The organism is Variovorax sp. P5_A3, assembly GCF_056400665.1.
This window is the reverse complement of the sequence record NZ_JBFUKW010000049.1, coordinates 1-19,205: the sequence shown is the minus strand read 5'-3', so window position 1 is coordinate 19,205 and position 19,205 is coordinate 1. Positions and strand designations below refer to the sequence as shown.

Genomic DNA, 19,205 nt, shown 5'->3' with positions numbered 1-19,205 from the left:
GCCTTCAAGGATGCTTCGGGATGACCTCGGGAATGGGAACGCGCCTGCAAACGCCTGTGTCTTCGCCCGTACATTTCGCCCATGGCCGCAGCACCCCCACTGGCAAAGTACAAGGCAAAGCGCAACTTCGCCGTGACGCCCGAACCCACCGAAGGCGGCGAATCTACGGCCGGCCGCCTGCAGTTCGTCATCCAGAAGCATTGGGCGACCAGGCTGCACTACGATTTCCGGCTCGAACTGGACGGCGTCATGCTCAGCTGGGCGGTACCGAAGGGCCCGAGCTACGACACGGCCGACAAGCCCATGGGTCACCAGTGGGGCGAATTGGAACGTGCGCAACATCCAGACCAGGCTCGACAAAGGCAACGAGCCTTGGGCTGCTTACTCCAGCAGCGCGAAGGGTTTGGGTGCTGCGATGAGGTTGCTCGGCTTTTAGTTAGGCCGCTGCAGCCGGCGGTGCGCAGATATCAAGCAGCCCGTGCCGACGCAGCAACTCGGCTGTTGTGCTCTCTTCGAGGGAGTAGACGCCCCGCTTCTCCTTCCACACCAGCGACCTTTCCTGCAGGGCTCCAAGTGCTTGCTGAATGTTCGACACGTCGGGTGTGACCGTCCCCTCGGGTGCGATCGCACTCAGCACCGCGCGATCCATTGCCGGACCGTGGGGCAGCGGGCGTGCACAGCCTGCACCAGCGGCAGAAAGCTCATGTCGAAGGCAAGGACCTGGTCTTCGGCGTGGTTGACGATCCAGGCGACCTGGTCCGGATGCCGCCGCGGATTGATGGTGTGCAGCACGCGGCCGGCGCCCGAAACGCCGTAGTACAGCTCCAGGTGCCGATAGCCGTTCCAGGCAATGGTCGCGACGCGATCGGACATCGCCAGGCCTTGTGCGTCCAGCGCGTTGGCCACTTGGCGAGCCTGGCGCGCGACCTCGGTCCAGCTGCTGCGGTGGATGTCGCCCTCGACGCGGCGCGAGACGATCTCGGCGTCGCCATGATGAAGTTCGGCGAAGGCAATCAGGTTGGAGATCAGCAGGGGCTTGGTCCTGCATCAGGCCTTGGAGCATGGGTTTTCGTTCGTGAAGATTTGAAAGCGGGGAGCAGGAAGGATGGCCGTCATCCATCGATGACGATCTTTCTCTGGGCGACGAGCTGCTTCCACATCGCCAGTTCGTTGGCGATGGTCCGCGCCACGTCGGCCTGGCCGGCGACCACGGTCTGCCCGAGCTCCTGCATGCGCGCGACCACAACAGGGGTCGCCAGCACCTCGGCCAGTGCCTTGCGCATCGTCGCGGGCACTGGTGGCGGCAGGCCGGCCGGGCCCATGAGCGCGAACCAGCCCGGCGCGTCGAAGTTCGGCACCCCGCTCTCGGCAACGGTCGGCACATCCGGCATCGCGGGCAGCCGCTGCAGCGAGCTGACACCGATGGCCCGCAGCCTGCCGCTCGCGATGAAGGACGAGGTGCCGGTATAGGTCAGGAAGGCGAACTGCACGTCGCCCGCGATCAGCGCGGTGATCGCGGGCACGGCGCCACGGTACGGCACATGCACGGCGAAGGTCCCCGTGCGCAGCTTGAGCAGCTCGCCGGCAAGGTGGCTGACGCTGCCGGCGCCGCCCGACCCATAGCTCAGCTTGCCGGGCTCCTTGCGCATCGCATCGATCAGCTCGCGCGTGCTGCGGATGCCGCTGGTTCCAGGCACGACGAGCACCTGCGGCAACTGGGTCACCATCGCGATCGGCGTGAAACCGGCCGCCGGGTCGTAGCCCGGATTGCGCAGCGACGGCACGATGGTCAAGGGAGCGTTGTCGAGCAGGCCGAGCGTGTGGCCGTCAGGGGCAGACCGCGCGACTTCGGATGCAGCAATGGTCCCGCTTGCGCCGGGCTTGTAGTCGACCACCACGGGCTGTCCCAGCAGCTTCGTCAGCGGCACCGAGAGCTCGCGCGCCAGGATGTCGGAGGAACCGCCCGGGGTGTACCCGAGCAGCAGGCGCACCGGCTTGCTCGGCCAGGCTTGTGCCTGCGCGCGCCCGCCCAGCATCGCCAGCGCGATGGCGGCTGCGCCGCCGGCGAGCGCCGAGCGGCGCCGCGGATCGAAGAACGCTGCATGCATGGCCGCCACCTACGCGACGTTCTTCAATGCGAACTCGTTGAGGTGCCCGGAGGGCAGCGCCTCGACGCCTGGATCCGCGGGCAGCTCGACATCGAACCAGCGCTTGAGAACGCCCGAGATCAACTCGTAGCAGGCGCCGATACGGATCACCTCCATGGTCTCGAAGTTGATCAGCGTCCCGGCGCGACGATAGATGTGGTAGCGGCGCAGGCCGTAGTCGATGGTGATGTCGGCGATCTGCTTCAGTTCATCGGGGATGTCCTCGACGCTGAACCGTGTGCCGGTCCCCGACAGGTTGGCCGACGAGCCGAACAGCGGCACCACTTCCTCGCGGCTCAGGCGGCACAGCTCCGCGTGGAAGACGCCGGCATTGACCAGCGTGCTGATCGTGCCGGCAGCCGTGCTCGCCTTGATGGCGTCGTCGTCCAGCTTGCGGATCAACGGGTGATCGTGCCGGAACGTGCCGACCACGCCCAGGGGCAGGTCGTGGTCGACGACGAGCGCCTCCACCATCTGCTGCGCGCGGGGCGGCAGCGTGTGCAGCTCGCGCTGCGTCTCCAGGTCTGCCGCCATCGCATTGCGCTTGTGGCTGCCGCGGCGCTTGGTGTCGTAGATTTTCTTCAGCGGATCCATGGAGGAGCCGCAACAGGCGTAGCCCGTGTCGTTGGGCACGATGGCGATGCCGCCGTTCTTGATCACGTCGATGGTGCGGCGGGCGTCGCCGGCAATGTCGAGTCTGCTCATGTCTACTCCTTGGTGGGTTTGGTGGGGTTCAGTGCGTTCAGTGGTCAATTCGAGAATTCGGGGCCGAGCCGCATGCCCATGGCCTCCGCCTGCTCGGCGTCGAAGTGCCGGCACGCGTCGTCGTAGTGCTGCCCATAGGCGCCGCCCCGCACCACGCCGGGTTCGGTGGATTCGTAGAAGCCATCCCAGCCGGCCGGCAGGCGCGGCGAATCGGGCATGGCCAGCCACAGGCGGAACAGCAGCCGCTTCTTCTCGGGCTCGGGGTCATCCTGCAACTGGGTCCGCGAATGCAGCGCGGTGAAGTTGCTGAGGATCTGCAGGTCGCCCGGCTCGAGCCGCATCGAGTACATGAAGGCGGGCCGCCGCACGATCGCGTCCAGCAGGTCCGTCGCCTCGCGCTGCTTCGCGGTGATGCCCGGCGCGCCCGGCAGCTTCTCGCCCTGCTCCACGCGGTTGCGCACCCACATGCAGAACACCTCGCCGTCCATCTCGCCGTACACCGGCATCAGGCGGAAGGCGGCCAGGCCCTCGGCCTGCTCGCCTTGGCGACTGAAGGGCAGCGGCTCGCGCAGCGCGTCGGCCAGGTCGGGGCGCTCGGCCAGCAACTGGCGCCAAGCCGCGGTCGAGCTCGCGCACATGCTGTCGCCGCCCACGGGCGCCTGGTTGAAGCAGCTCAGGAGCACGATGTCGGCACCGTCGACGTGGAAGTCGAGCTCGGCATTCGACGAATAGCCCCGGCCGGTGGGGCTGCGATAGACGGTGCCCGCGTCCTGCACGCGGTTGATGTAGCGCGTCATCTTGTCCTGCGGGCGCGCCACGCCGACGTGGAGGCCGACGGCCCAGGTCAGCAGCTCGAACTCGTCCGGCGTGACGCCTTCGCGCGGAAAGCCCTTGAGCAGCGCGACGCCCAGACCGTGCTGCGCCTCGTCGACTGCCCGGCGGATCTTCGCGAGCGCCGCGGGGCCGAAGGGAAAGTCGCTGCTGCGGTAGGCCAGCAGCGAGTGCCCGGGCCGGTGGCCGGCGCGCAGCACTCGCAGCAGGTCGGCGCGCTCGGCATCGTCGAAGTGCGTCATCCAACGCGTATCGCGGGCCAGGTCGGCGCTGTGCCAGGCGGCAGCGTCGCGGCCAGCGGCGAAAGTGGTCGTCACGGTGCTCATCGTGCAATGCTCCTGTCGATTCGGATTTCATTCGAGGGGAAAGCGCTTGGCCAAGGCGTCGGCGCGGTCACGGTCGCGCTGGACCATCGCCGCGAACTCGGCGGGCGTGTTGCCCAGCGGCTCGGCGCCGATGGTCGCGAAGGCCTTGCGCGCCGCCTCGCTCTTCGCTGTCTCGCGCAATGCGCTCGCGATGCCCTGCTGGATGTCGGCCGGCGTTCCCTTCGGCACGAAGATGCCGTACCAGGTGGTCGCGTCGAAGCTGGTAAAGCCCTGCTCGATGGCCGTCGGCACGTCCGGCAACATCGACGAGCGCTTGTTGCCCATGGTCATGATGACCTTGAGCGCGCCGGAGCGCACATGCGGCAGCACCGCGGTGCTGCCGGCGATGGCGAAGGAGACGTTGTTGGCCACCAGGTCGGTGATCAGTTGGCCGCCGCCCTTGTAGTTGGCGACGATGAGGTTGGGCAGCGCACTTTCCTCGCTCAGCATACGCGCCTGCAGGCGCGCCATGTTCTCGGTGGTGCCGAGCGAGCAGGGAGACGCAGCCGTCTTGCAGTACCGCACCATCTCGGTCATGGTCGCGACCGGCACCGCGGCATTGGCGGCGACGACGCCAGGCAGCGTCGAGAAGGCCGAGACCGGCACCAGCTGCGACACGGGGTCGGTGCCCTTGAAGGCCGGCAGGTGCCGGATCAGCGTGATCGAGGGCAGTTGCACCAGCAGCGTGAGGCCGTTGGGCTTGGCGTCGATCACGCGGCGGGTGCCGATCAGCCCGTCGGCGCCGCCGAGGTTCTCGACCACCACGGGCTGGCCCCAGAGCTGCGACAGCTCCTTGGCCACCACGCGCGCCTGCGCATCGGTGCCGCCGCCGGCGGCGTAGGGCACCACCATCGTCACCGGGTGCTCCGGCTTCCAGCCGGCCGCGGCGGCGCTTAGCGGAAGGCTCGCCGCCGCTACTGCAGCCACTGCGGCCAGCGCGGCCATGCATGGATGCAGCCATCGGCCGGCGTGCCCGAGGCGGCGCGACGCGGATTCAAATATGCACTTCATCATCTTCATGTCTCCTTGTCTTGTGATCGGCAAGACGCCGGCAGCCCGAGGCGCTGCAACCGTCCTTGCCTCGAGACGCCTCAATCGACCTGAACGCCGCTGTCCACCACCGCCCTGCCCCACTTCTTCACCTCGGCCTGCAGGAAGCGGCTGAACTCGGCGGGACTCGTGATCTCCAGCTCGCCGCCGGTGGCACGAATGGATTCCTGGATCTCGGGATTGGCCGCTACGCGTCGAATTGCGGCGTTGAGCGCATCGACGGTTGCGGCAGGCGTGCCCGCAGGCGCGAGGAATCCGACCCACGAGGTGATGTCGAAGCCCTTCATGCCCTGCTCGTCGACGGTGGGCACGTTCGGCAACTGGGCATTGCGCTTGAGCCCAGAGATCGCCAGCGGCTTCAGCTTGCCCGACTTGACCTGCGGCAAGGTGGCCGCAAACGCGTCGAACATGATCGGCACTTGGCCGCCGATGACATCGGTGACGGCAGCGGGCGAGCCCTTGTACGGGATGTGGTTGAGCTGCAGGCCGGCCTGCTTCTCCAGCACCACCATCGCCAAGTGGGCCGTGATGCCGTTGCCCCCCGAGGCAAAGTCCACCTTGCCCGGGCGCGCCTTGGCATGCGCGATGAGTTCCTGCAGGTTGTTCGGCGCGAAGGTGGGCGTGGCAACCAGCAGCAGCGCGCCCGTGCTGACCTGCGAGACCGGTGCGAAGTCCTTTAGCGTGTCGTAGGGCAGCTTCTTGTAGAGCGTCGGGTTGATGGCCATCTGCCCCAGCGTGCCGAGCAGCAGCGTGCTGCCGTCGGGTGCGCTTCTCTTCACCTCCTGCGCGCCCAGGCTGCCGTTGGCACCGGGGCGGTTTTCCACGAAGACCGGCTGGCCGATCTCCCTGCCGAGCGCGGCGGCGAAGTTGCGCGCCACGATGTCCACCGTCTGTCCTGCCGGGTAGCCGACGACGATGCGCAATGGCTTGTTGGGGAGGGCGCCCTGCCCTTGCCCTTGGCCATGTGCTGCGATGCAGGCGAACGCGAGCGCGGCCGCGAAAGCGAATTTCATTGAGATTGTCTCCGAGTTGGTTGAGGCGCTTCAGGCGACCGGCACGTACACGGTGCCGGCCATCAGCCGGCGCGCCGTGCGCGTGAGCCCGAGGGCCGAGAAGGCAGTGCGCGCCGGTTGGGCATCGGGCCGCGCGACCACCTTCACCGCCATCACGCCGAGCGGATGGCCGATGCGCAGCGTGTCGGTGGTGGTGCGCGCTCCGACGGCCTGGCTCACCAGCGTGCCAGGCACGCGCGAGGCGGCGGCGGTGCACATCGAGCCGGTGCCGGCCATGCTGTCGTGGCACTTGCCGAGGAACACGAGGCGCGCACGCAAGTCGCAGTCGCCCGCCTTCACGGTCGCCTTGTTCACGTCGACATAGTCGGCCGGCGACGCGACGATCACGGCGAGCGGCAGGCCCGGGAGGTGCACATCCTTCCAGTGCTTGTACAAGCCGATGCGCTCGCCCGCCTTGCACTGGAGCTGGCCGATGGTCTCGATCAGCGCGCGATCAGCCGATATCGCGGGCGGCAGCTCGCTGCCCGTGAGGCCGAGCGAGCCGGCGGTGATGAAGACGCAAGGCGTTGCCGCATCGACCACCGACACCTCGATGCGGCGTGCGTCCTCGAGCGCGATGGTGTCGGCGACCTCGCCCGTCGGCAGCAGCTTGCCGGTCTTGGCGCCGATGGTGCCGCTGTAGTCCATGAGGATCTCGGCGCCCGTCCCCGGCACGCCGGCGATGGCGCAATCGCCGAGCACGCGCGCCCTGCCGTTCTTCACCGGCACCTTCGACACCAGCATCGTGCCGGTGTTGGTGTTGCGGATGCGCACGGTGGTCACCGGCTCGGTGGCTTCGACCAAGCCCTCGTCGATCGCGAAGGGCGCCACCGCCGACGAGATGTTCCCGCAGTTGGCGTCATAGCCGACGATGTCGCGCTCTACGTCGATCTGTGCGAACGTGTAGTCGACATCGGCATCGGCGCGCTCGGAGCGCTTGATGATCGCCACCTTCGAGGTCACCAGGCGGGAGCCGCCCAGCCCGTCGGGCGTTCCCATGGCGCGCTTGAGCAGGCGGTCGCGTGCCGCGCCGGGCGGCGGCAGGTCGGCCTCATGGAAGAACAGCGCCTTGCTGGTGCCGCCGCGCATCAGCACGCAGCGCACTTCGTCTTGTTCGATGTCGGTGTCGGTGGGCATCGTGTTCGACTCCTTCAATAGGCCACGGCCGCAGGCGGCCAGGCCCAGGGCCGCTGCGCGCGGTCGGCCTGCTGCCAGGCGCGGATGAGGGCTTCGTCCCGCAGCGTCAGGCCGATGTCGTCCAGGCCATGGAGCAATGCTTCGCGGCGCAGCGGATCGATGGTGAACGCGGTCTGCGCGCCCGAAGGCGCAATCAGCATGCGCCGTTCGAGGTCGACCGTGAGCGGGGCTCCGTCGGCGCAGGCCTCGGCCAGTGCCTCGACCTCGGGCGCCGGCAGGCGGACCGGCAGCACGCCGTTCTGGAAGCAGTTGCTGTAGAAGATGTCCCCGAAGCTGGGCGCGACGACGCAGCGCACGCCGAGGCCCTGCAGCGCCCACACCGCACCTTCGCGCGAGGAGCCGCAGCCGAAGTTGTCGCCGGCCAGCAGGATCGGGGCGCCTCGGAACATGGGCCGGTTCAGGATGAAGTCCGGGTCGTCGCTGCCGTCGACGCGGTAGCGCAGCGCCTCCATCGCGTAGGGGCCGAGTTGTTCCTTGGGCAGCGAGGTCAGGCGCTCGATGCGGATGATCACATCGGTGTCGATGTTGGCGCGCGGCAGGTATGGCGCAGCGCCGCTGACAACCGTGAAGGGTGGGATGCTCATGCGATGCTCCCGACATCGGCGATGCAGCCCGCGATGGCCGCGGCAGCCGCCATCGCGGGGCTCGCCAGGTGCGTGCGCGCACCCGGCCCCTGGCGCCCGACGAAGTTGCGGTTGGAAGTCGATACCGAGCGCTTCTGCGGCGGCACCTGCTCGCCGTTGGCCGCCACGCACATGCTGCAGCCGGGCTCGCGCCAGGCGAAGCCCGCGGCTTCGAACACCTCGCGCAGGCCCTCGGCCTCCGCGGCGCGCTTGACGTTCTCGGAACCCGGCACGACCCATGCCGTGACGCCCGGCGCCACGTGCCTGCCGCGCGCCACCTCGGCGGCGGCGCGCAGGTCGGTGATGCGCGAATTGGCGCACGAGCCGATGAACACCCAGTCGACGGGCGTGCCGGCGATGGGCTGCCCCGCCCTCAGGCCCATGTAGTCGAGCGCAGCGGCCAGCGTGTCGCGCTGCGCGGCATCGGCGACGGCTTGCGGGTCGGGCACGCGGCCGTCGATGGCGATGGCATGCTCGGGACTCGTGCCCCAGGTGATGGTCGGGCGGATGAGAGAGACGTCGATGGACTCTTCCCGATCAAAGACCGCATCCACATCGCTCGCCAGCAGCCGCCATTGCGCCACCGCCGCTTCGAAGGCCCCGCCCTGCGGCGCGAAGGGACGGCCGCGCAGGTAGTCGAAGGTGCGCTGGTCGGGCGCCACCATGCCGCAGCGCGCGCCGAGCTCCACCGTCAGGTTGCACAGCGTGAGCCGGGCCTCGACCTCCATCGCCTCGATGGCGCTGCCCGCGTACTCGATCGCATGGCCGACGCCGGCGGCGGCACCGAACTTGCCGATGATGTGCAGCGCCAGGTCCTTGGCGGTGACGCCTGCGCGCAAGCTGCCGTCGCAGCGGATGCGCATGCGCCGGGGCGTCTGCTGGCGCAGCGTCTGCGTGGCCAGCGCATGCGTGCTCTCCGACGAGCCGATGCCGAAGGCCATCGCACCCAGCGCGCCGTTGGTGCAGGTGTGGCTGTCGCCGCACACCACGGTGAGGCCCGGCAGCACGATGCCCAGCTCCGGGCCCATCACATGCACGATGCCCTGCCCGGGCTCGCCCAGGTCGAACAGGCGCACGCCGGCCGCGCGGGTGCGCTCGCGCAGCGCGCTCCACAGCTTGCCGCCGGGTGCGTAGGTCAGGCCGTTGCGCCCGGGCTGGCTCGACATCGCGTGGTCTGGCGTGGCGAACACCAGCGCAGGGTCATGCACCGGCAGGCCGCGCGCAGTCACCTCGGCGAGCGCGGGCGGCCCGGAGAGGTCATGCAGCAGGTGACGATCGATGTGCAGCAGCGCCCAGCCGTCGCCCAGGTCGCGGATGACGTGAGCGTCCCAGATCTTGTCGAAGAGCGTCCGGCCGGCCATCATTTTTCTTCCATCGCGGCGCCCGCATTGAAGCGCTGGCGCAGTGCGTCCCACTCGTCGGCGCCGAAGCGGCGGAAGGTCTGCGCCACGCTCTGCGTGACCTCGGGCGCCTTGTGCGTGGCCTTGAGCTGGGCCAGCGCCGCATCGCCGGCCTGGATTGCCGCTGCCAGCATCAGGCCGGGCAGGATCGCCAGCTTGTACCCCATGGCCTCGGCTTCGCGAAGGTCGAAGATCGGCGTGCGGCCGCCGGCGACCACGTTGAGCAGGCACGGCCCTTTCACGGCCTTGGGCACCGCCGCCACTTCTTCCAGCGACTGCGTGGCTTCGACGAAGACCAGGTCGGCCCCGGCATTGAGCGCCGCGTTGCCACGCCAGATCGCCTCGTCGAGGCTCAGCATCGCGCGCGCATCGGTGCGCGCGATGATCACGAACTCCTTCGTGCGGCGCGCATCGGCCGCAGCGCGGATCTTCGACACGAACTCGGCGCGCGAGACCACTTCCTTGCCGTCGAGGTGGCCGCAGCGCTTGGGCGAGACCTGGTCCTCGATGTGGATCGCGGCGACGCCGCGCGACTCGTACTCGCGCACCGTGCGCGTCACGTTCAGTTCATTGCCGTAGCCGGTGTCGGCGTCCGCGATCAGCGGCACGCTGATGGCGCGCGCCATCGTCGCTGCGTTGGCCACCATCTCGCCCATGTCGAGCAGGCCGAAGTCGGGGTAGCCGCGCGCCGCCGCGGTGCCGGCGCCGGTCATGTACACGGCGCTGAAGCCGGCCTGCTCGATCAGCCGCGCACCGATGCCGTCATAGGCACCGGGGGCGATGAGCATGCCGGGTGCGGCGAGCAGTTCGCGAAGGGAAGAGGTGTGGGTGGTCATGGGGGCGGCAGTCTTTCAGCGCGGGTTGGTCTTTGCTTGTCTCGATGGCTCAGTCGTCTCTCGGTTGTTCTAAGACTATCACAACATAACAACAAGTCAACAAGTTATGCTCCCGCCATGAACCTATCGATTGGAACCACGCCGATGAACGGGGCGCGCGGCACCGCCCTACACCGGCAGATCTACCTGGTGCTGCGCGACGAGATCTCGCGGGGCTTGTTCCCTGGCGGCGCGTTGCCGAACGAAGAAGCGCTGTGCGAGCGATTCGGCGTCTCGCGCATCACCGTGCGGCGCGCCCTGGGCGACCTGGCGGCCCAGGGAATGGTCGAGCGCCGGCACGGCCGCGGCACCTTCGTGCGGGGCGAGCCCGGGCAGATGCGGCCGGTGCCCAGCCTCAGCGTGATCGACAGCCTGCGCCAGACGGCGATCGAGACGATCGTCCGCGTCCTCGAGGTCGAGCAGACCGTGCCGCCGGCCGACGTGGCGAGGCTGCTGCAGATTCCGCCGGGCGAGAAGGCCGTGCACGCGCTGCGCATTCGATCCAACCGCAACGGCCAGCCGGCGATGCTGACGGACGCGTGGGTCCCCGCCGCCGTCGGCCGGCGCGTGACGGCGGCGGCGCTCAAGAAGAAGGCGCTCTACGAGATCCTGATGATGCAAGGCGTCCAGTTCGGCCGTGTCGTGCAGGAGTTCAGCGCGACGGTGAGCGACCCGCAGCGGGCCGGCCTGATCCAGACCGAGGTCGGTGCGCCGCTATTGAAGCTGGTGCGGCTGATGCATGACATGGACGAGCGCCCGGTTCTGCACCTGACCGCCTACATGGCCGCGGACCGCGCGAGCGTCATGATGGAGATCGCCGGCGCGACCGTGAACACGCTGACGGCAGGGCAGATCGTGCTGGACGCGCCGGTCGATGGCGATCTTTTGTCCGGATAGATAAGTTGCGACCAACAAGACCATGACCACCCCAAGCCGCTACACCATCCAGCGCCTCTCCGAGAATTCGGGCGAGCTCATGAACGCCCTCCTCTCCGTCTTCGGCGACGCTTTCGACGATGTGCACACCTACGGGGCCAAGCGCCCTCGGCCAGAGTACCTTCGGCAGCTGCTCGCCGGCGACACCTTCATTGCATTGGCGGCCGTGGAAGGGTCGCAGGTCATCGGAGGCCTCGCCGCGTACGAACTGAGGAAGTTCGAGCAGGAGCGCAGCGAGATCTACATCTACGACCTTGCCGTTGCCGCTTCGCACCGGCGAAGAGGGGTTGCCACCGCATTGATCCGGGAGCTTCAGCGCGTCGGCGCCGAGCGCGGGGCTTATGTCATCTTCGTCCAGGCAGATCCGCCTGACGCGCCGGCGATCGCGTTGTATTCGAAGCTCGGGGCGCGCGAAGACGTGCTGCATTTCGACATCCCACTCCCCTCCCCCACGAATCGAGCTTGATCCATGCAGGATTACTACGCGGCGCGGGCGAACGAGTACGACAGGATCTACCTGAAGCCTGAACGGCAAGCCGATCTGCGGCAGATCGAAAGCTGGCTTCAAACGTGTTCGCAGGCCGTTCGGTCTTGGAGGTCGCGTGCGGCACCGGGTACTGGACCCAGTTCTATGCGCCGGCCGCAGAAGCCGGTCGGCGCCCACCCACGGCCCTCGTAGGAAACTGAAATGTTGGCCTTTTGGAGATCAGTGAACAGTATGTGCCGTGGCCTTTGAGGCACCCAGGAGCGGCACTGAAATGTTCGCTGCTTTCCTACAGCCGGAGGACCGATACCGGCTCGCGCTGCAGGTCTTCCGAGGCCTCGTGAATGCTGAGCCCGCTGTTGATCGCGTCAAGTAGCTTCTTGTCATCCGCCTTGAGCCAGGCGTTGAGGGTCCGAGGGCAATCGAGAGCAGCAGCAGTCATGTGAACTACCTTACGGAGGTGGCTCTTGATCCGTCAAGGACAGGCAAAAATATTTGGAGCCGGTGTCTGCGGAATGGCGCATTGACGATGCCGTGGGCGGTCTCGTACCCCTACAGGATGACCACATGAAACTTGTTGCCTGGAACATGGCGCACCAAACCCAAGAGCGAGCGATCAAGGTGCACTTCGTCGATGCCGTCGAACGCATGGCTCCGGAGGTCTTGGCCTTGAACGAATACGTCCACGGCAAGACCAGGGCGCAGATCTTCGAGGCCCTCGCGAAGCAAGGCCTGACCCGTCTGGAAGTGTCCACCGCGTTCGGGGCCAACAACCAAGTGCTCATCGCGAGCAGGCATGCGCTGGAACCCGGCGAACTACGCGGACCCCCGACAGCGGACGGCGGCGGCGAGTCGAACTTCTTGCACGTGAAGCTTGCAGATGGTTTGGAAGTGGTCGGCGTCCGTGCGCCCGCGTACACACAAAGCGCCCTCCTTCACGACTACTGGCGGTGGTCGAGCGCTGGCCGTCGGGCTCGTGCTTCAGCTCCTCCTTGGTCCGATCCAGTTCCCGCATTTGCTCACGCAGCTTCTTGATCTTCTCCGTCAACCGCTCGGTCTTGGCCTCGGCCTCCGCAGGCTGCGTGCGATCGGCAGTCTCCATGGCATCGAGGTAGCGCTGGATACTCTGCTCGATCTGCCGCTGGCGCGCTTCGATCTTGGCGGCGGTGAAGTTGCGGTCGCGGCTGTTGACTGCCTTGAACTTGCTGCCGTCGATGGCCACGATGGCGTGAGTGAACAGCTTGAGCTCTCGACACAGGCCGACGAAGCGCTTGCAGACGTTGCGGATGCCGGGACCATTGTCGTGACGGAAGTCGGCAATGGTCTTGAAGTCCGGTGCCAGCCGGCCTGTCAACCACATCAGTTCGACATTGCGCTGCGCCTCGCGCTCCAGGCGGCGGCTGGACTGGATGCGGTTCAGGTAACCGTAGATGTAGAGCTTGAGCAGCACCGCCGGGTGATACGAAGGGCGCCCCGTCGCTGCAGGCTCAACGCCTTCGAAGCCCAGGGCCTGAAGATCCAGCTCCTCGACGAAGACGTCGACGACTCGCACCGGGTTGTCCTCACCTATATAGTCGTCAAGGCATTCGGGCAGCAGAGTCACCTGCTGTCGGTCCTCGCCTTCGATGAATCGCTTCATCGGCCACCTCGCTCTGACGGGTTGGCGAATTTTATTTTGAGTGAGACGATCAACGAAGCGTTCACACAGGCTCGGCCGAATTCTGAAGTAGGTTCACATGAGCCGCCGCCCGCCCTCGGTCAGAGCATCTTCCGATAGACAACGAAACCCGATTTCTCGGCAACCTTGTCGTAGAGCAACATCGCCGTGGCATTGGTCTCGTGGGTTTGCCAGTACACCGCGGGGCACCGGCCGCCATCGCCCGCCGATAGACCTCGTCGATGAGCGCGCGTGCGACGCCCCTCCCTTTGGCAGCTTCGACGGTGTACAGGTCCTGCAAATAGCAACTTGGGCCGAGCTGAGTGGTGCTTCGATGGAAAAGAAAGTGGGCCAGGCCGAGAAGGCCTGACGAGCCTTCGGCCACTAGCGCATGCATTGGTTCGTTGACGTCGAGGAAGCGCGACCAGGTCGTGCGCGTGATGTCGACTGGCAACGCCGTCGCTCCGCTGCGGGCGTAGAACGACTTGTAGCCATCCCAGAGAGGCAGCCAAGCAACGAAGTCGCCTTCAACGGCCGGGCGAATGAGGATTTGTTCGAGCACAGAAGGATGTGAGCTTGGGCAGGTGCTGGCCAACCTGGTGGGCAACGCGGTGAAGTTCACCGAGGAAGGACGCGTCGAGCTGAACCTGCAACTCGAAGAGATTCGGCATTCGCGCGGCAACCTGTCCGTGGACGTCGCGGATACCGGCGTTGGCATCGCATCGGAGCAGCAGCGCTTGATCTTCGAGCCCTATGCACAGGCCGACGAAGCCACGACGCGGCGCTTCGGTGGCACGGGCCTGAGCTTGTCGATCTGCAAGGAACTCGTCGAGCTGATGGGCGGGCACATTCGCCTGCACAGCGAGCCAGGCATCGGGACGACGATCGGATTCACGCTGCCGGTGCAACTGGCCCCCGCCGTGCTGCATGACGAGGTCATCTCAAGTGCGGGCGTCATGGACACGACTGCTCGTGGTTCGTCGACCGCGGTTTGCGTCCTCGTCGTCGACGACCATCCGGGCAACCGGTTCATCATCGCCGCGCAGTTGGGCGAACTGGGCGTGAGCACGGAGGTCGTTGCGGACGGAGAGGCGGCGCTGGAACTCCTCGGTCGGCAAGCCTTCGACCTGGTCCTCATGGACTGCCACATGCCGGGCCTGAATGGCTACGAGGTGACCCGTCGGCTCAGAGCAAGAGAGGACGCCGGGGCGCATCTTCCCGTGATAGCCGTCTCGGCCGCCACCGATGCGACGCACATCGACGAGTGCATGGAATGCGGCATGGATGGTAGCTTGGCCAAGCCGCTGCAACTGAAGGACCTCGCCAGCATCCTGGCGCTGTGGATCGATGGATGGGCGGCGCCACCGCAGGATGACGGCCGGCCGGCCGGCACATTGCGGGCGACCGATCTTCGTGCCCTGTTCGGGGAAGATATCGACTCGGATATGCGAGCGCTTCACACCGCGTTGGAGAAGGGCGACAAGCCCAGCGCCGTGCAGATCGCGCATCGAATCAGGGGTGCCGCACTGATGGCCGGGGCAACCGCCGTCGCGTCGGCGGTGGTGGCGCTGGACAATAGCCTGCGTGCGGCACAAGACGAGAGCAGTTTGCAACTACGGACGAGCGCGTTGACGACCACGATCGCAAAGTGGCGATCCGACGGGGTCTGAGAGTCGCAAACACGTGGTGGGGCGCTGCCTCGTTTGCCAGCGCAGCGGGGGAGCTCGGGGCGGTTGCTCAGGATGATGTTTCTCTGCGACTACTTTCACCCACGCGGATTTCCGATGGGAGCATGCTCACATTGCTCAATCGAGGCGAGTCGGTGCATCAACTGCAGCGCGCCGTCTACAGCGCGAGCGATCCCCTCCTCGCTTCACCCTTCAATCATCTGCGCAACCATGGCGCCGAGACGTCGTTCTTATCGGAAGGGCGTGCAAGCATTGCCAGCTCTGTGTTCATGCGCCAATCCAGCACTTCCTCTCTCACATCGGCGAGCTCCTTGGGATCGACATCGCGCAATGCAGCCTGTTCCTTGGGGTCGGCATCCAAGTCATACACCTCGATCGGATCTCGGTCGAAGCTGTAGATGTATTTCCTGTTCCCGTGCCTGGCTGCCAGGAACGACCAGTCGATGCTGCTCGTGAAGTAGAGGCGGCGCGTCGGATCGACCGGATGCAGGAGGGACTCACCGGGCAGTCGCGCATTTTCGATCCGAATGCTTAGCAACTCCGCGATGGTGGGGACAATGTCGATTTGCTGGCGAGGACCGCGGACCGGTCCCGCCTTCAGGAGCCCAGGGGCGTAGATGAGGGTCGGAACATGCAGCCCTTCCTGATAGACCGCGTTGAGAATTTGCCGGGTGCCATGTTCATCGAACATCTGTCCATGATCGCCTACGAACACGAACACCGTGTCGTTGAGCACGCCGAGTTTTCGATAGCCTTCCATGAGGGTAGAGAGCACACCATCGATGTAACGCAGGCAGTTGTAATAGGACTCCAGAGTGTGGTTTGATACGCCCTCGAACCTGATCCGCTTCCAGGTAGAGGGGGTCTCGAAGTTGTGGTGCCCCACATTCGTCATGATTGCCGTGAAGAAGGGGCGCTTCGCATCGACCTGGGCTGCAGTCCAGTCAAGAACGGGCTGGACCATCCATTCGTCCGCGATGCCGAAGTAGGTCACGCGCTCGGTTTCGGAGTTGCTCAGCTCCTCTTCAGTTCGGATGTACTGCAAATGGAAGGTGTCGATGACGTCGAGGTCGTTCTGGAAATGCAGCGTGGTGGGTGTAAAGAAACTCGTGGCATAGCCCGCTTCCCTCAGTATCGAAGGAAGCGTGCGTATTCGGGCCTGCTTCCGGTTTTCAAGCGCCCATCTCTGCGTGCCCTCGTTGGCCAAGGGGTACTGGCCGCCGAGCACCGCGATCCAAGCGGCGGCGGTGCGGGGAATCACGGCCGACATGTCCTCTACAACCATGCTTTCTCGAGCCAACTGCGCCAAGAACGGGGTTGTTTCGAGCCTGGGGTTGTGCACGGTCGTCGACTCCGCGCGCATGGACTCCAGCATGATGATCACCACGTTTCTACGTTTCGTTCGGGCGGTTTCCCGGGCGACCATCTGGGCGCTGTGCCAGCGGGGCTTGCCGGCCCGCTCGAACTCCTGAGCCACTTTCGTCCGGACTTCATCCATTGGCGTAGAGACGGCAGTCTTCGCCAAGACGATCAGAGTGCCTTCCGAGTGCCGCAGTAAGGCCATGATGCCGTGTGCAGGTACCGGAAGCAACACGGCGAGCGAGAATGCCAGCGCAACCAGGCCGCCCGCATACGAACGATACGAAGCTTGAAGAGGCGTCGTGGCAAGGCCGCGTTGCGCCCAGAACCACGCCACAGCAAAGACGACGCCGCCTGAGATCGCCAGCGCCCGCATGACCGTTGCCTCTGGCGCGATGAGCGGCGCGACGTCGTCAATGTTGAGGACGGCGAACCACAGGACGCGAGAACTGGCGGGCTGGCCGGTGGCGAACTGGTAGGCCCAGTCGATCCCCACAACACTGCACAGCAGCAGGACCAGAGATTGCAGCGCGACCACCGTGGCACGCTGCGCATGCCCTTGAGCGAAGTTGAGCACGAGGCCGAAAGTGAAGGTCACGATAGCCAGCGAGACGAGATCACGCCACAGGCATGCTGCCAGACCGATCATTTGAAGCTTCGTGGTGTAGAGCCAGACGCCGATCGTGTTGAGCAAGCCATCGTCGGGTTTGGGGACGGGAAAAACCAGCGCAAGCGCGACGACGATGCCGGCAACGATCAATGCGGCAGTCCATCGATACCTTGGCAGGAGAGTCCTTTGGATTGTGACGCCGAGCAGCGCCGCGGCGAGAAAGCGAACGGTGCTGAACCACCAGAGCCATTCAAGCCATGCGCCCCATCCTGCACCGTCCATTGGCACGGCGAAGATCGCGTTCATTACCAGCGCTGTCTTTGCGAGCGCGAGCCAGAGCGCGAGAGGTAGCACCAGCCATGTGGCCGCCGCCCAGGGATCCATGGACGAATTCGGAGTGGGGGACTGGGACTGCCTCATGTCCACAGTCTGCACTCTGCGGCTGCCGGGCGCCCCTGGGTTTGTCGGTATGTCCGATAGCGCTCGGAGGCGGCGCGGGCGCTTACCGATTGACGTCCCCTTCGAAGCAACCTCTCATTCACGGCCTGTCACTTCGCTCCTTCCCGATCCGTCGGGCCTGCAATTCACGACGAGTCTTGTCCAACTCCTCGGCGAGTAACTTTTCATCCGGCAATATGGTTTGGTACTCGGCTGCCAGCACCTTGTTGGGCAAACCCTCGAGCGCATAGTGCGCTTCAGCGGCACCCTTCTCTGCGCAAAGGATCAAGCCCACGGGTGGGTTCTCGCCGGGTCTCGTCCAATGTTCCCGGGCGTAGTTCAGATACAGGTGCATCTGGCCGGCGTCGGCATAGCTGAACTTGCCAACCTTGAGGTCGATGATCAGCAGGCACCTGAGTCGACGGTGAAAGAACAAGAGGTCAACGCGGAACCAGCTGTCGTCAATGCGTAGCCGACGTTGCCGGCCGACGAAAGCAAAGTCGTCGCCCAACTCCAGCAGAAAGTCGGCCAGGTGCTGCGTCAGGCCCTCCTCGAGCTCGGACTCGGAATACTCGTCCTTGAGGTTCAGGAACTCGAGCACGAATGGGTCCTTGATCGCCTGCTCGGGCGTTATGGCGTCGTCAGGCTGGTGCGCTTCGCCTTTGAGCAGCATTGCGGACTTGTTGTTGGACAGTGCGGTGCGCTCGTAGAACTGGCTGTTGATCTGCCGATCGAGTTGCCGCACGGACCAGCCGCCGCGCAACGCCTCGGTCTCGTAGAAGGCACGGGCTTGCGGGTTCTTGACGGATAGAAGGCGCACATAGGCCGACCAGGGGAGCGGAAAGGCGCGAGCGAGGGCGGGAAGGTCGGGCGATGTCCCAGACACCGTCTGGACTTTTGCGGGACTGGCCGATTCTCCAGACAGTGTCTGGGGAATCTGGTTCGCGGACCAAGCCGTGTAGAAGAGGCGCATCTGCCACAGGTTCTGCCGACTGAATCCCCGGCCGAATCTGGAAGACAGATCGGCCGCCAGGCGTTCGATGAGGGCTTCGCCATAGGCGGCGCGCTCCTGGCCACCTTGCTCAAATTCGACGATGCGTCGGCCGACCTCCCAATAGGTTGCGGTCATCAGCGCATTGACGGTGCGCGCGGCGGCGCCTCGGGCTGCTTCCAGCAGGGCCACGATACCGGCGCGAACGTTCGCATATTCGTCTGCACTGGGCGTCAATGCCGTCATGGAAGGTTCTCTCTCAAGGTTTCGACCTGTCATTCCCGCAATGCATTGCCATCGGAGTTTGCATAAGCTTTCTGGCTGTGCGGCAGTGTCTATCGACGCCAGCATATAACGCGGCGAGCGAGCGGCCTGTCCAGAGGGGAGCCCTTCTGCCTGACATTTCGTAAGTCGACAGCGAAAGCCTCGATGAATGTACTAACGGCAGACAAATCAAAATCACCTACTTGAAAGCGCAGAAACACCAAGCACGACGGAAGGGAAACAGTTGTCTGCGCACGGCGTTAGTATATTCACCCAATGCCGACTCTTCCCCTTTTTGACGAAGGCCCTGCCCTGGCAGGTCTGCGWGAYGCCTTCGMGCAGTGGCTCTCCGACCAGCGCGCGAGCGGYKCKCTGCGGCARCCSGGATCGATCGAGGTGTATCGCGAGATGTGGCGCGGCTTCATGGGCTGGTGCCTGGCCCAGTCGCCCGCCGTGACGCTGGAGTCGCTCGACGCGCAGGACCTCCAGGCGTTTCAGGCTGCCCGCTTCGGCATGAAGAGCCCGGACCTTTC

General features: G+C 65.7%; 16 protein-coding genes and 4 pseudogenes. 4 read left to right on the top strand and 16 right to left on the bottom strand.

Annotation, left to right across the window (positions count from 1 at the left end; translation table 11 throughout):
- Positions 1 to 81: 81 nt before the first annotated feature.
- A pseudogene (locus AC1D3B_RS35650) lies at positions 82 to 306 on the top strand (DNA polymerase ligase N-terminal domain-containing protein); the annotation flags it as partial.
- 327 nt (positions 307 to 633) lie between these two features.
- On the opposite strand, the pseudogene AC1D3B_RS35645 reads toward AC1D3B_RS35650, so the two are convergent.
- The 10 genes and pseudogenes from AC1D3B_RS35645 to AC1D3B_RS35600 all read right to left on the bottom strand — a co-directional run.
- Positions 634 to 1,063: pseudogene (locus AC1D3B_RS35645) on the bottom strand (AMP-binding protein); the annotation flags it as partial.
- Between the two features lie 49 nt (positions 1,064 to 1,112).
- A complete protein-coding gene (locus tag AC1D3B_RS35640) occupies positions 1,113 to 2,108 on the bottom strand; it encodes a Bug family tripartite tricarboxylate transporter substrate binding protein (RefSeq protein WP_478195379.1) in 996 nt (331 codons plus the stop codon).
- 9 nt (positions 2,109 to 2,117) lie between these two features.
- Entirely contained in the window at positions 2,118 to 2,852 is a 735-nt protein-coding gene (locus tag AC1D3B_RS35635; RefSeq protein WP_478195378.1) for a Sua5/YciO/YrdC/YwlC family protein, read from the bottom strand.
- A gap of 44 nt (positions 2,853 to 2,896) precedes the next feature.
- Entirely contained in the window at positions 2,897 to 4,009 is a 1,113-nt protein-coding gene (locus AC1D3B_RS35630) for a TauD/TfdA family dioxygenase (protein ID WP_478195377.1), read from the bottom strand.
- Positions 4,010 to 4,036: 27 nt separating this feature from the next.
- Positions 4,037 to 5,062 carry a tripartite tricarboxylate transporter substrate binding protein gene (locus AC1D3B_RS35625; RefSeq protein WP_478195376.1) on the bottom strand — a complete coding sequence of 342 codons (1,026 nt, stop codon included), beginning with the start codon at positions 5,060 to 5,062 and terminating at the stop codon, positions 4,037 to 4,039.
- A 77-nt stretch (positions 5,063 to 5,139) separates the two neighbouring features.
- Complete coding sequence (locus AC1D3B_RS35620; RefSeq protein WP_478195375.1) at positions 5,140 to 6,111, bottom strand: Bug family tripartite tricarboxylate transporter substrate binding protein; 972 nt, start codon at positions 6,109 to 6,111, stop codon at positions 5,140 to 5,142.
- 30 nt (positions 6,112 to 6,141) lie between these two features.
- A complete protein-coding gene (locus tag AC1D3B_RS35615) occupies positions 6,142 to 7,287 on the bottom strand; it encodes a PrpF domain-containing protein (protein WP_478195374.1) in 1,146 nt (381 codons plus the stop codon).
- 14 nt (positions 7,288 to 7,301) lie between these two features.
- The gene (leuD, locus tag AC1D3B_RS35610) at positions 7,302 to 7,931 is read right to left on the bottom strand and encodes a 3-isopropylmalate dehydratase small subunit (protein ID WP_478195373.1); all 630 of its coding nucleotides are present in this window, start codon (positions 7,929 to 7,931) and stop codon (positions 7,302 to 7,304) included.
- On the bottom strand, positions 7,928 to 9,331 hold the full coding sequence (leuC, locus tag AC1D3B_RS35605) for a 3-isopropylmalate dehydratase large subunit (protein ID WP_478195380.1): 1,404 nt from the start codon (positions 9,329 to 9,331) through the stop codon (positions 7,928 to 7,930). The genes leuD and leuC overlap by 4 nt, the downstream gene beginning before the upstream one ends.
- Positions 9,331 to 10,206 (bottom strand): isocitrate lyase/PEP mutase family protein, encoded by an 876-nt coding sequence (locus AC1D3B_RS35600; RefSeq protein ID WP_478195372.1) that lies wholly within the window; start codon positions 10,204 to 10,206, stop codon positions 9,331 to 9,333. Before AC1D3B_RS35600 ends, leuC begins: the two co-directional genes overlap by 1 nt.
- Positions 10,207 to 10,323: 117 nt before the next feature.
- Between AC1D3B_RS35600 and AC1D3B_RS35595 the strand changes: the two genes are divergently transcribed.
- Together AC1D3B_RS35595 and AC1D3B_RS35590 are read left to right on the top strand one after the other, a co-directional pair.
- Positions 10,324 to 11,142: a GntR family transcriptional regulator gene (locus AC1D3B_RS35595; RefSeq protein WP_478195371.1), complete on the top strand. Its 819-nt coding sequence runs from the start codon at positions 10,324 to 10,326 to the stop codon at positions 11,140 to 11,142.
- Positions 11,143 to 11,164: 22 nt separating this feature from the next.
- Positions 11,165 to 11,647 (top strand): AAC(3)-I family aminoglycoside N-acetyltransferase, encoded by a 483-nt coding sequence (locus tag AC1D3B_RS35590; protein WP_478195370.1) that lies wholly within the window; start codon positions 11,165 to 11,167, stop codon positions 11,645 to 11,647.
- A gap of 307 nt (positions 11,648 to 11,954) precedes the next feature.
- Here the strand turns inward: AC1D3B_RS35590 and AC1D3B_RS35585 are convergent, their stop codons facing one another.
- From AC1D3B_RS35585 to AC1D3B_RS35570, 4 genes and pseudogenes are all read right to left on the bottom strand, one after another.
- Positions 11,955 to 12,107 carry a hypothetical protein gene (locus AC1D3B_RS35585; RefSeq protein WP_478195369.1) on the bottom strand — a complete coding sequence of 51 codons (153 nt, stop codon included), beginning with the start codon at positions 12,105 to 12,107 and terminating at the stop codon, positions 11,955 to 11,957.
- Positions 12,108 to 12,217: 110 nt separating this feature from the next.
- Positions 12,218 to 12,463: a hypothetical protein gene (locus AC1D3B_RS35580; RefSeq protein ID WP_478195368.1), complete on the bottom strand. Its 246-nt coding sequence runs from the start codon at positions 12,461 to 12,463 to the stop codon at positions 12,218 to 12,220.
- 151 nt (positions 12,464 to 12,614) lie between these two features.
- Positions 12,615 to 13,304: pseudogene (locus tag AC1D3B_RS35575) on the bottom strand (transposase); the annotation flags it as partial.
- A 119-nt stretch (positions 13,305 to 13,423) separates the two neighbouring features.
- Positions 13,424 to 13,884, bottom strand: a pseudogene (locus tag AC1D3B_RS35570) (N-acetyltransferase family protein).
- A 22-nt stretch (positions 13,885 to 13,906) separates the two neighbouring features.
- On the opposite strand from AC1D3B_RS35570, the gene AC1D3B_RS35565 reads away from it, so the two are divergent.
- Positions 13,907 to 14,992: a response regulator gene (locus tag AC1D3B_RS35565; RefSeq protein ID WP_478195367.1), complete on the top strand. Its 1,086-nt coding sequence runs from the start codon at positions 13,907 to 13,909 to the stop codon at positions 14,990 to 14,992.
- A 214-nt stretch (positions 14,993 to 15,206) separates the two neighbouring features.
- Here the strand turns inward: AC1D3B_RS35565 and AC1D3B_RS35560 are convergent, their stop codons facing one another.
- Positions 15,207 to 17,363 carry an LTA synthase family protein gene (locus tag AC1D3B_RS35560; protein ID WP_478195366.1) on the bottom strand — a complete coding sequence of 719 codons (2,157 nt, stop codon included), beginning with the start codon at positions 17,361 to 17,363 and terminating at the stop codon, positions 15,207 to 15,209.
- 154 nt (positions 17,364 to 17,517) lie between these two features.
- Complete coding sequence (locus AC1D3B_RS35555) at positions 17,518 to 18,654, bottom strand: PDDEXK nuclease domain-containing protein (protein ID WP_478195365.1); 1,137 nt, start codon at positions 18,652 to 18,654, stop codon at positions 17,518 to 17,520.
- Positions 18,655 to 19,205 lie beyond the last annotated feature (551 nt).

Coding starts and splice junctions, on each gene's coding strand:
- AC1D3B_RS35640 (WP_478195379.1), bottom strand. CDS start 2,108: ATGCATGCAGCGTTCTTCGATCCGCGGCGCCGCTCGGCGCTCGCCGGC.
- AC1D3B_RS35630 (WP_478195377.1), bottom strand. CDS start 4,009: ATGAGCACCGTGACGACCACTTTCGCCGCTGGCCGCGACGCTGCCGCC.
- AC1D3B_RS35580 (WP_478195368.1), bottom strand. CDS start 12,463: ATGCCTGCTCGCGATGAGCACTTGGTTGTTGGCCCCGAACGCGGTGGA.
- leuD (WP_478195373.1), bottom strand. CDS start 7,931: ATGAGCATCCCACCCTTCACGGTTGTCAGCGGCGCTGCGCCATACCTG.
- AC1D3B_RS35620 (WP_478195375.1), bottom strand. CDS start 6,111: ATGAAATTCGCTTTCGCGGCCGCGCTCGCGTTCGCCTGCATCGCAGCA.
- AC1D3B_RS35555 (WP_478195365.1), bottom strand. CDS start 18,654: ATGACGGCATTGACGCCCAGTGCAGACGAATATGCGAACGTTCGCGCC.
- AC1D3B_RS35615 (WP_478195374.1), bottom strand. CDS start 7,287: ATGCCCACCGACACCGACATCGAACAAGACGAAGTGCGCTGCGTGCTG.
- AC1D3B_RS35625 (WP_478195376.1), bottom strand. CDS start 5,062: ATGATGAAGTGCATATTTGAATCCGCGTCGCGCCGCCTCGGGCACGCC.
- AC1D3B_RS35585 (WP_478195369.1), bottom strand. CDS start 12,107: ATGACTGCTGCTGCTCTCGATTGCCCTCGGACCCTCAACGCCTGGCTC.
- leuC (WP_478195380.1), bottom strand. CDS start 9,331: ATGGCCGGCCGGACGCTCTTCGACAAGATCTGGGACGCTCACGTCATC.
- AC1D3B_RS35560 (WP_478195366.1), bottom strand. CDS start 17,363: ATGGATCCCTGGGCGGCGGCCACATGGCTGGTGCTACCTCTCGCGCTC.
- AC1D3B_RS35635 (WP_478195378.1), bottom strand. CDS start 2,852: ATGAGCAGACTCGACATTGCCGGCGACGCCCGCCGCACCATCGACGTG.
- AC1D3B_RS35595 (WP_478195371.1), top strand. CDS start 10,324: ATGAACCTATCGATTGGAACCACGCCGATGAACGGGGCGCGCGGCACC.
- AC1D3B_RS35590 (WP_478195370.1), top strand. CDS start 11,165: ATGACCACCCCAAGCCGCTACACCATCCAGCGCCTCTCCGAGAATTCG.
- AC1D3B_RS35600 (WP_478195372.1), bottom strand. CDS start 10,206: ATGACCACCCACACCTCTTCCCTTCGCGAACTGCTCGCCGCACCCGGC.